The sequence below is a fragment of the Streptomyces sp. NPDC013187 genome (assembly GCF_042899705.1).
GTDB lineage: Bacteria > Actinomycetota > Actinomycetes > Streptomycetales > Streptomycetaceae > Streptomyces > Streptomyces hawaiiensis_A.
Genome location: NZ_JBIBAF010000013.1, coordinates 85476 through 97824 on the forward strand (window position 1 = coordinate 85476; position 12349 = coordinate 97824).

The following is a 12349-nucleotide window of genomic DNA, read 5'->3' on the forward strand; positions in this document are numbered from 1 at the left end:
CCTCTTCACAGAGACTATATGGAAATGGTTTCCATAAACCAGAGGGGTGTCAGAGATCGATGCCGGTGAGGACCAGCACCCGCTCGTACGTGTAGTCCTCCATGGCGAACCGCACGCCCTCGCGGCCCACGCCGGACTGCTTCACACCGCCGTACGGCATCTGGTCGGCCCGGTAGGACGGCACGTCGCCGATGACCACGCCGCCGACCTCCAGGGCCCGGTGGGCGCGGAAGGCTGTCTGCAGGTCGTGGGTGAACACGCCCGCCTGGAGACCGTACTTGGAGTCGTTGACGGCGGCGAAGGCCGCGGCCTCGCCGTCCGCCTTCTGCACGGTGAGGACCGGCCCGAAGACCTCCTCGCAGGAGATCGTCACGTCGGAGGGGACATCGGCCAGGACGGTCGGCGCGTAGGAGGCGCCGTCGCGCTTGCCACCGGTGAGCAGCTGCGCCCCGGCGTCCACGGCCTCCTGGACCCACGTCTCGACGCGCCGGGCGGCGTCCTCGCTGACCAGCGGGCCGACGTCCGTGGCGTCGTCGCCCGGGTCGCCGGTGACCTGGGCCTCGACGGCGGCGACGATGCGCGGCAGCAGCCGGTCGTAGACCGAGGCGTCGGCGATGACGCGCTGCACGGAGATGCAGGACTGGCCGCCCTGGTAGTTGGAGAAGGTGGCGATGCGGTTCGCCGCCCGGTCCAGGTCCTCGTCGCTCGCCCAGTCGGCGAGGACGACGGCCGCGCCGTTGCCGCCCAGCTCCAGGGTGCAGTGCTTGCGCGGCACCGAGTCCATGATCGCGTAGCCGACCTTCTCGGAACCGGTGAAGGAGATGACGGGCAGCCGCTCGTCCTGCACCAGGGCCGGCATCTTGTCGTTGGCGACCGGCAGGATGCTCCAGGAGCCGGCCGGCAGCTCGGTCTCGGCCAGCAGGTCGCCGATGATCAGACCGGACAGCGGGGTCGCCGGGGCCGGCTTCAGGATGATCGGGGCGCCGGCGGCGATGGCCGGGGCGATCTTGTGGGCGCAGAGGTTCAGCGGGAAGTTGAAGGGCGCGATGCCGAGCACGACGCCCTTGGGGAAGCGGCGGGTGAGGGCGAGCCGGCCCTGGCCGCCGAGGTCGGTGTCGAGCCGCTGGGCCTCGCCGCCGTTGAACCGACGGGCCTCCTCGGCAGCGAACCGGAACACGGACACGGCCCGGCCGACCTCGCCGCGCGCCCACTTCATCGGCTTGCCGTTCTCCGCGGAGATCAGCCGCGCGATCTCCTCGGTGCGCTCGGCCAGGCGCTTGCTGACGTGGTCGAGGGCGGCGGCCCGGACGTGGGCGGGGGTGGCGGCGAACTCGTCCAGCGCTGCGTGCGCGGCGGCCACGGCCTCCTCGACCTGCGCGTCCGTCGGCACGCTCACCTCGCCGACGAGGCGCCCGTCCCAGGGGGAGGTGACGTCGAAGGTTTCCTCGCCGGTGGCCTGGCGGCCGGCGAGCCAGAAGGCGTGGGTGGAGGTCATGTGGGTTCCGGCCCTTCGGCGTTGGGGGTGATCCTGTGCTGCGGGACCAACGGTAGGGGTGAGGGGGCCGAACGGCGTTTGTCCGAGCCGTAGCAGTGGAGGACGCGGATACTCCGGTTTGGCTACTCGGTGGAGGCCGCCTTGAGGGCGAGCCACAGCTCCATCCGGACGTCCGGGTCGTCCAGGGACCGGCCGAGGATCTCCTCGACACGGCGCATGCGGTAGCGCAGGGTGTGCCGGTGGACGCCGAGGTCCGCCGCCGCCGCGTCCCACTGGCCGTGCCTGGACAGCCAGGCGCGCAGGGAGGCCACGAGGTCGCCGCGGCCGGTGGCGTCGTGCTCGTACAGCGGCCGCAGCATGCCGTCGGCGAAGGCCCGTACGGCGTCGTCCGCCAGCAGCGGCAGCACCGATCCGGCCGCCATCCGCTCGTGCTCCACGAGGACCCGCCCGCGCCGCCTCGCCACCGACAGCGCCTGCTCGGCCTGCTTGTACGCGGCGGACGCGGCGATGGGCCCGGCCGGTGCCGACAGGCCGACGACGAGCTCGTCGTCCTCGCCGCCCGGCACCTTCTCGCGTATGCCGGCCCGGGCCACCTCCAGGGCGGCCGCGTACTCCCCGCAGGCCGCCGCGGCGGCGCCGCCGTCCGCGGCCAGCACCACCAGCCGCTCCCCCTCCGGCACCACGAGCACGGCCTCGCCGGCCCGGGCCGCGGCGGACTCCATCACGTCGGCGAGAACCGCGAGGGGATCGCCGCCGGTGTCGGCCGCGGCGAGCGCGGCGGCCGAGGACCGCTCGGCGGCCGGAGCCCCCTTGCGCGCCTCGGCGCGGGCCAGCGCGGCCGACGCCGACACCGGCACCCGCTCGGCGACCAGCATCCGGAACGGCGCGTCCAGCAGTTCGCCGTACAGGTCCCCGGCGACCGCGCGGGCGTGGTCCGGCTCACCGGCCAGCAGCATGCGCAGCACCGCCGCTCCGACGCGCTGCTCGGCCGCCTGGAGGGACCGGGAGCGTTCCGTGGTCAGGGTCAGCAGCGCGATGGCCGAGTGCACGGCGTAGCGCTCGGCGGTTCCCGGGGCGGCGGCCGTGCCCACGGCGAGAGCCGCGCGAGGGCGACGGCCGGTGCCTATGGTGTGCAGCTCGACCCGGTCCTCATTCTCCGGCCCCCCGGCCACGGAGGAGGCGGGTGCGGGGCGGTCCCGCAGCTTCTGCACGTCCCCGGTGAGCCGTGCGGCACGGCGCCCCGCCCACTCCGGTGCCGTGGCGACGACGGCGCCCGAGGCGTCGTACAGCGCGGCCCATCCGTCGACCTGCGCGGCCAGCGCGGCCAGCAGCCCCTCCGGCCCGCCGGTCTGGGCCTGCCGGGTCAGTTCGCGCTGGGCGGCGAACCCGGCGGTGACGGCCCGGTACTGGTCGGCGGCGATCGCGGCGGAGACGGCCTTGCTGATGGCGAGGAACGGCGTGCGGCGCGGCACCTCCAGGAGTGGCAGGCCCTCCTTCCCGGCCGCGTCGACGAGCGCTTGGGGGATCTCCTCGTAGTTGACGCCGACGGCGAAGCCCAGCCCGACCACTCCGGCCCCGGCCAGCCGCCGGACATAGCGGCGCATGGCCTCCGGGTCCTCGGCGTCCAGCTTCAGCGCGGTGATCAGCAGCAGTTCCCCGCCCTCCATGTAGGGCACGGGGTCGGCGAGCTCGCTGACGTGCGCCCAGCGGACCGGCACGTCGAGGCGGTCTTCGCCCGCCCGCACGGTCAGCTTCAGCGCGGAGTGGTGGACGAGCGAGGCGAGCGTCGGGGGCATGAGGCCTTCTGCGTCAGGACTGTGTGGTCTCTGTGGTCTTTTGGCCGCCACGTATGAACGACCTGTGACGATTCTGCCTCACCGTACGGTCCCCGCGTACCCGCGCAGGTGGGAAGGGGGGTCAGCCCCGCAGATCCACCAGCAGCGGAGGCGCGTGCTCGCCTTTGACGTCGGTCAGCGACAGCACCGCGTGCCCCGCCGGCACGGCGTGCGCCAGCTCGGAGGCGGACCAGCGCTCCCGCTCGACCTGCCGCACGGTCACCGCCCGCGCGGTCGGGGCCTTGCCGGTGATCACCCGGCGCAGCATGTGCACGGCCTTGCCCGCCGGGGTCTCCGCGATGATCTGCCGGTCGGTGACGTCCCGGGCCTCGGTCCACTCCTTGCCCCACACCTCGGCGAAGTCCTGCCCGTCCCAGGGCGTGAGCCCCGACAGGGCCATCCGGCATCCGGTGGCGCCGAGCAGCGGCCCGCGCAGCGGCCGGGCCACGTCGTCGAGCGTCCGCAGGGTGAGCACGACCCCGGCGTTGCCGGACCGCAGCCGCTGGATGCCGCGCACGGCCTCGGGCGTCACCACGCCGGTCGCGTCGTCCAGCAGCAGGCAGGAGAACAGCGACCGGTCCTCGCGTACGGCGACGCTCGCCGTGAACTGCGCGAGCACGAGGCGGGCCAGCATCTTGGAGGCGTCGGCGTGGCCGCGCTGGGGCAGGTCGATGCGGACCCGCACCGGGTGGTCGAGGGCCTTGAGCGTGAAGGGCCGGGACTGCCCGGAGGTGTCGAAGAACCCGGCGAAGGCGGGCCGGTCGAGCAGGGCGACGCGATCGCCCAGCACCCCGCCGACGTCACCGGGCTGCCCCATCTGCCGCTCCCGGGCGTCGAGCTCCCGCAGCAGCGACTCCTGCCCGGCCTCCTGGAGCCCCTGCCGCAGCGCGGCGAACGGCCCCGGTGCCCCGTCCAGCAGCTGCCGCAGCTCCGGTACGGAGGGGAAACGCCCGTGCACGGCCCGGAACGGCCCGAGCAGCTGAGCGAGGACGGTGGTGGACCGGCGGCTGTCACTGCCGGGGTGCGGATCGGCCAGGTCCCCGACGAGCGCCTCGGCGAGCACGGCCGCGGCCTCGTCCGGGTCGGTGCTGCCGCCGTAGAGATCGAGGTCGTACTCGGAATCCTGGTTCCCGATCCGCACGACCACGTCGTACGCGTCGGCCGGTCCGAGCCCCGCGCCGGCCGCCCCGACGACGACCACGGCGGCACGCCCGGCGAGGGCGTGCAGGCAGAGCGACTCGGCGAGGGGGCGGACGACGGTGCCGGTCTTGCCGGATCCGGCGGGGCCGACGGCGACGAGCGAGGTGCCGAGCAGGTCGGGGCCGAGGGCCAGACCCGTGCCGCGGTAGGCGTACGGGTTGCGGGCGTCGTCGACGGTGGTGCCGAGCCGCACCTGCCCGGTGACGAGGTCGTGCCGGGCGAGCCGGGCGGGCAGGTCACGCTCCCCGGAGGGGTGCAGGCACGCGGCGGCACCGTCCTTGAGCACGGCACCGCTGAACGTGGCGAGGCTGTGCCGTCCGGTGCGCACGCCCTGCCAGGCCCGGAGGATCCGGGCGTGGTCGACGTCCCGCATCAGCCCGGAGCGGGCCTCGGCGGCGAGCCGCTCGGCGGCGTCGGGGGCCCCGGCGGCACGCAGCTCGTTCCACTGGGCCGGGTCGTCCTCGGGCGTCGTACGGACCTCCTGGGCCTCCGGCCGGCGGAAGCGGGGGGTGACGAAGCGGCGCCACAGCTCGCCCCAGCGGCCGAGCCGGGCCGCCCCGACCATGATCGCCAGGGCGACGAGCAACTCGTAGCCCTGGTAGACGATGAACGTCCCGGTCTCGCCGAGATCGCTGTCGCCGCCGCGCCAGGCGTCGGGGACGATCAGGTCGAACGGCACCCACCACCAGGTGCCGAGGTAGCCGTTCTGCAGCAGCGACCAGATCAGCCATCCGACGAGGAAGGCGATCAGCGCCCCGCTCAGCAGCTGCCGGGTGGGGATCTCCTCGGGTTCCTCCGCGGGCCGCGGCCGGTGGCCGAACCGCCACACGCCCGGCGCGGCGTCGGGGCGCGGCGCGCGCAGCCAGGTGAGGAACGCCGACCCGTCCGGCGGTGGCGGAGTCCCCGGCGCCCGGGGTGGCAGGGGAGGCATCGCGGGCACCTCCGGAGGCCCCGCCGGGCGCGGCACGGGGCTCGCATGCGTACCCCGCGCGTCCTGCGTCCCGTCGCTGTCCATCGCCCTTGCCCCCTGACCAGCCGCTCCGTCCACCATCAGCGAGCCAATCTAACGCCCTCTCCTGGGGAGTTCACCGCTTACACGGCCGGGTCGTGGGCACCGGGTCCACGAGACTGCCATGTCCACCCCGGACAAGGCGCTCCCCCGACAACGCCCACATGGAGCATGCCCACCCCCCTTCCCCCGCCCTAGCCTGCGAGAAAAGAAGCCAAGCGTCCACTGAGACCATCCGCACCACCCCAGGAGCCCCGCATGACCGCACTTCCGCAGGAGCGCCGCGTCGTCACCGCCATTCCCGGTCCGAAGTCGCAGGAGCTGCAGGCCCGCCGTACCGCCGCGGTCGCGCAGGGCGTGGGGTCCGTGCTGCCCGTGTTCACGGCGCGCGCGGGCGGCGGGATCATCGAGGACGTCGACGGCAACCGGCTCATCGACTTCGGGTCGGGCATCGCCGTGACCTCCGTGGGCGCCTCCGCCGAGGCCGTCGTGCGGCGGGCGTCGGCGCAGCTGGCCGACTTCACCCACACCTGTTTCATGGTCACGCCCTACGAGGGGTACGTCGAGGTCGCCGAGGCGCTGGCCGAGCTGACCCCCGGTGACCACGCCAAGAAGAGCGCCCTGTTCAACTCCGGCGCCGAGGCCGTCGAGAACGCGGTCAAGATCGCGCGGGCGTACACCAAGCGCCAGGCCGTCGTGGTGTTCGACCACGGCTATCACGGCCGCACCAACCTCACCATGGCGCTGACCGCGAAGAACATGCCGTACAAGCACGGCTTCGGGCCGTTCGCGCCCGAGGTGTACCGGGTGCCGGTGGCGTACGGCTACCGCTGGCCGACCGGGCCCGAGAACGCCGGCCCCGAGGCCGCGGCGCAGGCCATCGACCAGATCAGCAAGCAGGTCGGCGCCGAGAACGTCGCCGCGGTCATCATCGAGCCGGTGCTCGGCGAGGGCGGCTTCATCGAGCCGGCCAAGGGCTTCCTGCCGGCGATCCGCAAGTTCACCGAGGACAACGGCATCGTCTTCGTCGCCGACGAGATCCAGTCCGGCTTCTGCCGCACGGGCCAGTGGTTCGCCTGCGAGGACGAGGGCATCGTCCCGGACCTCATCACGACGGCGAAGGGCATCGCCGGCGGTCTGCCGCTCGCGGCCGTCACCGGTCGGGCCGAGATCATGGACGCCGCGCACGCCGGCGGCCTGGGCGGCACCTACGGCGGCAACCCGGTCGCCTGCGCGGGCGCGCTCGGCTCGATCGAGACGATGAAGGAGCTCGACCTCAACGCCAAGGCGAAGAACATCGAGGCGATCATGAAGGCCCGCCTCGGCGCCATGGCCGAGAAGTTCGACATCATCGGCGACGTGCGCGGCCGCGGCGCGATGATCGCCATCGAGCTGGTCAAGGACCGCGCCACCAAGGAGCCGAACCCGGAGGCGACCGGCGCGCTCGCCAAGGCCTGCCACGCCGAGGGCCTGCTGGTCCTGACCTGTGGCACCTACGGCAACGTGCTCCGCTTCCTGCCTCCGCTGGTGATCGGCGAGGATCTGCTGAACGAGGGCCTCGACATCATCGAGCAGGCGTTCTCCCGTATCTGAACCGCCGACGCGCGCATCTGAGCCCCCGTCGGGGCAGGTGAGCCGCCCCGGTTCCGCTACCGGGGCGGCAGGGGGCTTCTGATGGATCTCCGTGGAAGAAGGAGCGGCGTTCGGTGCGTGCGATCGGCGTGCGCCGTGAACGGTCATGTGGCGGAGCCACCTGTCCGATCACGGCGTGCGGCGTGGGGGTCCCCCCGCTCGAGCGAAGCCGAGAGTGGGGGAGTGCGTGCCGGGCGTCGTGACGCCGCGGAGATCCATCAGAAGCCCCCTAGCGGCAGAGCGTGTGAAGAAGGTGTGCGAGGTGGATGACAGGGGGCCCTACGGCCTGTCCTGCGCCCCGGCCCTGTCGTAGGTTCTACCCAGATGAGAGATACACCCCGCCCACAGGGGACTGTGGGTGACATCAGGCCGGGGCCTCCCCAGCTTCGACCTGGTCGTGCCCTCGCGCACACAACCGGAGCCTGAGGCTCTGGATCTCCTCACCGATCGGACGGTCGCCCGCCCCAAACCCCCCGGGGCGCGCGACGTTCCGGTCCGGAACGGCCGCCCCGGAACTCCCCCCCTGTTCCGGGGCGGCCGACCTCTTTTCCTGTCCCTTGTGCGACACCGTGAGTCGCGGTCAGCCCTGTGTGAGGGGCGCGGGCTCCGGGCGGTGGATTCCCCGCGGGCGGTAGCCGAGCATGTCGGCCACGCCGAGCACGTCCGCGAGCAGCCAGGTGATCGCCAGCCACATCTCCGTGCCCTGGAGGCCCGGTTCACGGCCCGGCCCGGAGCCGTCGGAGGCGGGGCCGAAACCGAAACCCTGGCCTGTGTGCCATCGGCGCAGGGCGGCGGTGAGCTGGTTCGCCGCCCAGGAGCGGGTCTCCTCCGACCGGTGGGCGGTCTGCCGGGCGCAGAGCCACAGGGGGTGGATCACGTCCAGGACGTTGCAGGCGTTCTCCCGGCCGGGTGCGAAGTGGCGGGGGTCGCGGGCGTGGTCGAGGACGGTGTCGATCACCCGCTCCGGATACGGCACGGGCAGCCCGAACTGGGCGAAGGAACCGCGGGTGAGCCGGTAGTAGCCGTTGACCATCTGCAGGCGTCCGGCCTCCCGGGTGGGTGAACCCCACATGCCGGTCCACGGTTCGGCGTGGGTGTGCAGCCAGCCGAACAGCGCCTCCAGCGCGCCGGGTGCGGCCGCTTCGCCCCCTGCGCGGCGGTTCCAGTGCGCGGCGGTGGCCCAGGAGTCGACCCAGGCGCCGGCGTGCCAGGCACGGTCGGGCCAGGGCAGTGCGCCGAGGTGGCGTACCAGCCGGTCGGCCGTCGTGGTCCGCACCGCGTGGACCGGGTGGGCGAAGGAACTGCCGAGCAGGTCCAGCGCGTAGCCGACGCACAGCACGTGGTAGGCCGCGACGCCGTCGTTCTCCGGCAGCCCGGCCGGGCCGGGCGGCGGGGACGCCGCGCCGTACTCGGGGACCAGACCGGTGGCGGGGTCCTGCAACGCCCGGAGCCGCTCCACGTGTTCGGTGGCGGGCAGCTGCGGCGGTACGTCCCCGATCAGCAGGTCGGCGATCTCGATGGCGTCGCAGTGGGCCCGTATGGTCGGCGCGGCGCCTGGCCGGTCGACGTAGCGGCCGGTGTCCGGACGCCAGGACCGCTCCAGCAGGCCGGCCGCCTGAGCCCGGGCGGACTCGGCGAAGGCCGAGAGCGCTTCGGCGAGGGCGTCGGGCTCGGCGGACCGCCCCCCTCCCGCCGAAGCACCGACTCCGGCGGACCACCCCGCCCTTTCCGGAGCACCGACTCCGGCGGGCCACCCCGCCCTTGCCGGAGCACCGACTCCGGCGGGCCACCCCGTTACCGCATCGGCGCCGCCCGCCCGCCGCGTCCGGGCGGCTTCGCCGCCGGGCGACCGCTTCGCCCCGCGCGGCTCGCGCCGGTCCCTGATCCGGCGGGCCGGGTTGCCCGCGGCGACCGTCCACGCGGGCAGGTCCTTCGTCACGACCGCTCCCGCGCCGATGACGCAGTGGTCGCCGATCGTGACACCGTCCACCACGATGACGTGCGAGCCGATCCACACGTCGTCGCCCACCGTGATCCCCCGGCTGATGACCGGCTGCTGATGGACCGGCAGATCCGGCGCGGAGCCGTGGTTGAAGCCGAGCAGTGAGCTGTGGGCGCCGACGCGCACCCCGTCCCCGAGGGTCACGGTGCCGCGCACCACCGTGAAGGGGTTGATCGTGCAGTCGGCGCCCGTGCGTATGGCGTCGGTGACGTAGGCGTGGGCGGCGATGTACGAGCGGTCTCCCAGGTGCAGGACGTCCGGGTGCACGGCCGCCGTCCGGGCCACGAAACAGCCCTCGCCCAGACGCACCTCCCCGGGCCCCGCCAGCAGCCGCCGCTGCCGCTCCTCCTGTGCCGCTCGCTGCCCGTCGGAGGCCCGCTCGGCGAAGAGCCAGGGGCAGTGGTCGAAGAGGCTGTCGTCGTGGGACGGCTGGTTCACGTGATCCTCCGAAGGTGCCGCGAGGGGGCGTCTGCGCTCGTGCCAAGCTGTGCCCCATGCCGATCTCCGCGAACCAGGACCGTGCCGCTCCCCCGGGCTCCCTCACCCTCCTGCTCGCCCTTCCGGCCGTCCTCTTCGCGCTGATCACCTGGCAGGTCGTCGCGGACGGCCCGCTCGTCCGGCTCGACGAACGCCTCAGCCACGTCCTCGTGAACCCGGACCGCTGCTCCGAACTCCTCGCCGACCTGGGCAACGTCCCGGTCGCGGTCCCGGTCCTCGCCGTCGCGCTCGGGTACGCCGCCGTACGTCACCGGCGCACCGGCGCGGACCGCTGGTGGCTGCCCGTCGCCGCCGCGGCCCTGCTCATGGCCCTGGTCCCGGCGCTGGTCGTCCCGCTCAAGGAGCTCACCGACCGCCCGGGCACCCCGGCCGTCCCACCCGGAACCGGCTACTACCCCTCGGGCCACACCGCCACCGCCGCCGTCGCCTACGGCTGCGCGACCCTGCTCCTGCTCCCCTGGCTCCGCACCACCCTGGCCCGCCGCGCCCTGGTCGCCCTCTGCGTCGCCCTGGTCCTCGGCGCGAGCTACGGCCTGGTCCGCCGCGGCTACCACTGGCCTCTCGACGTGCTGGCCAGCTGGTGTCTGTGCACGGCGCTGCTGGCGGCGCTGTGGCTGTTCGTCCGGACCGCGGCGATGCCCGGGCGGTCTCAACCACCGGCGCCCTGACCGTCGTTCTCCGTCGCCAGGGCCGCCGCGGCCTCGTGCATCGCCAGTTCGAGCAGTGCCGGGTCCGTCAGCATGCCCGAGCCGTCCGGCGGGACCAGCCAGCGGACGCCGCCGGACGAGGAGCGCCCCGGGTACGGCACGACGATCCAGGTGCCGGCGCCCGCCGTGCGGATGCCCGTGCCGAGCCAGCGGGCCGCGGTGCCCGGGGGCACGAAGAAACCCATGCGCGCGTCACCGAAGTCGACGAGCACGGGCCCCTGCCGGTCGAGAACACGGCTCAGCACGTCGAGCGTGGCGTAGCCGAGTTCGCCGGGCAGGATGAGCACGTCCCAGGCGCTGCCGGCCGGCAGCAGCGCCACGCCGAGCGGGTTGCGCTCCCATTCCCAGCGGCACGCCTCGGGATCGGGTGCGACGGATGCGAGCCACTCGACCGCCGTCTTCGCACCGGTCATCGGAAAGACCCCCTTCTCTCTCGCGAACCTCACGGACGCTGGGCGTCCGGGGCATCACGAGGGAGAAGGGGGTGTCCCCCCGGCCATTACGCGGGTTCCGGTACCTCGTTGGAGTGAACCGGATCACACCCGGTCGATCAGCTGTCGAATCCCAGCCCCAACCGGTCCATCGTGCGCAGCCACAGGTTGCGGCGGCCGCCCTGGGCGTCCGCGCGGGCCAGTGACCACTTGGTGAGGGCGATACCGGTCCAGGCGAACGGCTCGGGCGGGAACGGCAGGGGCTTCTTGCGGACCATCTCCAGTTCCGTGCGTTCGGTGCGCTCCCCGCTCAGCAGGTCCAGCATCACATCGGCGCCGAAGCGGGTGGCGCCGACCCCGAGGCCGGTGTACCCGGCCGCGTAGGCCACTTTGCCCTGGTGGGCGGTGCCGAAGAACGCGGAGAAGCGGGAGCAGGTGTCGATCGCGCCGCCCCAGGCGTGGCTGAAGCGAACGCCCTCCAGCTGCGGGAAGCAGGTGAAGAAGTGCCCGGCGAGCTTGGCGTAGGTCTCGGGGCGGTCGTCGTACTCGGCACGCACCCGGCCGCCGTAGGGGTAGATCGCGTCGTAGCCGCCCCAGAGGATCCGGTTGTCGGCGGACAGCCGGAAGTAGTGGAACTGGTTGGCGCTGTCGCCGAGGCCCTGGCGGTTCTTCCAGCCGATCGAGTCGAGCTGCCCGGGCGTGAGCGGCTCGGTCATCAGGGCGTAGTCGTAGACCGGGACGGTGTACGAACGGACGCGTCTGACCAGGTTCGGGAAGATGTTCGTGCCGAGGGCGACCCGGCGGGCGCGGATCCGGCCGTAGGGGGTGCGGACGGCCATGCCGGGGCCGTACGGCTTCAGGGTCAGGGCGGGGGTGTTCTCGTAGACGCGCACGCCCAGCTCCCGGCAGGCCCGCTTCAGGCCCCAGGCGAGCTTCGCGGGGTTCAGCATGGCGACGCCCCTGCGGTCCCACAGGCCCGCCTGGAAAGTGGGTGAGTTCACCTGCTCCCGTACGGCGTCGGCGTCCAGGAACTCGACGCCCTCGGCCAGCCCCCGGCGGGCCGTCTCCTCGTGCCATGCGCGCAGTTCGCGTGCCTGGTACGGCTCGGTGGCGACGTCGATCTCGCCGGTGCGCTCGAAGTCGCAGTCGAGGGAGTGCCGGGCGACGGCGGCCTCGATCGCGTCGAGGTTGCGGGCGCCCAGCTCCTGGAGCTTGTGGATCTCGTCGGGCCAGCGGGCGAGGCCGTTGGGCAGGCCGTGGGTGAGGGAGGCGGCGCAGAATCCGCCGTTGCGGCCGGAGGCGGCCCAGCCCACCTCGCGGCCCTCCACCAGCACCACGTCCCGCTGCGGGTCGCGCTCCTTGGCGATCAGCGCCGTCCACAGTCCGCTGTACCCGCCGCCGACGACCAGCAGGTCGCAGGTCTCGGAGGTGGTGAGGGCGGGTTCGGGACGGGGCCGGCCGGGATCGTCCAGCCAGTACGGGACCGGCTGGGCGTCGGAAAGCGAACGGGTCCACTGGTTCATGGCACCAGGGGCCATGA

At 73.5% G+C, this 12349-nt stretch carries 8 protein-coding genes and 1 pseudogene; 3 read left to right on the forward strand and 6 right to left on the reverse strand.

The features are described from left to right. Positions 1-49: 49 nt before the first annotated feature. From ACFY5B_RS26890 to ACFY5B_RS26900, 3 genes are all read right to left on the reverse strand, one after another. Positions 50-1495: an aldehyde dehydrogenase family protein gene (locus ACFY5B_RS26890; protein WP_389973638.1), complete on the reverse strand. Its 1446-nt coding sequence runs from the start codon at positions 1493-1495 to the stop codon at positions 50-52. Between the two features lie 122 nt (positions 1496-1617). Further along, complete coding sequence (locus ACFY5B_RS26895) at positions 1618-3291, reverse strand: PucR family transcriptional regulator (protein WP_389973641.1); 1674 nt, start codon at positions 3289-3291, stop codon at positions 1618-1620. A gap of 121 nt (positions 3292-3412) precedes the next feature. Next, on the reverse strand, positions 3413-5545 hold the full coding sequence (locus ACFY5B_RS26900; RefSeq protein WP_389973644.1) for an ATP-binding protein: 2133 nt from the start codon (positions 5543-5545) through the stop codon (positions 3413-3415). Positions 5546-5797: 252 nt separating this feature from the next. Between ACFY5B_RS26900 and gabT the strand changes: the two genes are divergently transcribed. Together gabT and ACFY5B_RS26910 are read left to right on the forward strand one after the other, a co-directional pair. Then, positions 5798-7132, forward strand: coding sequence for a 4-aminobutyrate--2-oxoglutarate transaminase (gene gabT / locus ACFY5B_RS26905; RefSeq protein WP_389973647.1), 1335 nt, complete (start codon positions 5798-5800; stop codon positions 7130-7132). Between the two features lie 363 nt (positions 7133-7495). Beyond that, positions 7496-7711, forward strand: a pseudogene (locus ACFY5B_RS26910) (phosphoesterase); the annotation flags it as partial. Positions 7712-7751: 40 nt separating this feature from the next. Here ACFY5B_RS26910 and ACFY5B_RS26915 read toward each other — a convergent pair. Continuing rightward, positions 7752-9611 carry an acyltransferase gene (locus tag ACFY5B_RS26915; RefSeq protein ID WP_389973650.1) on the reverse strand — a complete coding sequence of 620 codons (1860 nt, stop codon included), beginning with the start codon at positions 9609-9611 and terminating at the stop codon, positions 7752-7754. A gap of 56 nt (positions 9612-9667) precedes the next feature. Here ACFY5B_RS26915 and ACFY5B_RS26920 point away from each other — a divergent pair, with 56 nt between their 5' ends. Continuing rightward, positions 9668-10339, forward strand: coding sequence for a phosphatase PAP2 family protein (locus ACFY5B_RS26920; RefSeq protein ID WP_389973653.1), 672 nt, complete (start codon positions 9668-9670; stop codon positions 10337-10339). On the opposite strand, the gene ACFY5B_RS26925 is transcribed toward ACFY5B_RS26920, so the two are convergent. Together ACFY5B_RS26925 and ACFY5B_RS26930 are read right to left on the reverse strand one after the other, a co-directional pair. Beyond that, on the reverse strand, positions 10321-10791 hold the full coding sequence (locus tag ACFY5B_RS26925; protein WP_389973656.1) for a hypothetical protein: 471 nt from the start codon (positions 10789-10791) through the stop codon (positions 10321-10323). The genes ACFY5B_RS26920 and ACFY5B_RS26925 overlap by 19 nt on opposite strands. 137 nt (positions 10792-10928) lie before the next feature. Next, positions 10929-12347 (reverse strand): NAD(P)/FAD-dependent oxidoreductase, encoded by a 1419-nt coding sequence (locus tag ACFY5B_RS26930; RefSeq protein ID WP_389973659.1) that lies wholly within the window; start codon positions 12345-12347, stop codon positions 10929-10931. Positions 12348-12349: the final 2 nt, after the last annotated feature.

Excerpts from the sequence above, each read along its gene's own strand:
- ACFY5B_RS26890 (WP_389973638.1), bottom strand. The coding sequence starts at position 1,495 with ATGACCTCCACCCACGCCTTCTGGCTCGCCGGCCGCCAGGCCACCGGC.
- ACFY5B_RS26895 (WP_389973641.1), bottom strand. The coding sequence starts at position 3,291 with ATGCCCCCGACGCTCGCCTCGCTCGTCCACCACTCCGCGCTGAAGCTG.
- ACFY5B_RS26900 (WP_389973644.1), bottom strand. The coding sequence starts at position 5,545 with ATGGACAGCGACGGGACGCAGGACGCGCGGGGTACGCATGCGAGCCCC.
- gabT (WP_389973647.1), top strand. The coding sequence starts at position 5,798 with ATGACCGCACTTCCGCAGGAGCGCCGCGTCGTCACCGCCATTCCCGGT.
- ACFY5B_RS26920 (WP_389973653.1), top strand. The coding sequence starts at position 9,668 with ATGCCGATCTCCGCGAACCAGGACCGTGCCGCTCCCCCGGGCTCCCTC.
- ACFY5B_RS26925 (WP_389973656.1), bottom strand. The coding sequence starts at position 10,791 with ATGACCGGTGCGAAGACGGCGGTCGAGTGGCTCGCATCCGTCGCACCC.
- ACFY5B_RS26930 (WP_389973659.1), bottom strand. The coding sequence starts at position 12,347 with ATGGCCCCTGGTGCCATGAACCAGTGGACCCGTTCGCTTTCCGACGCC.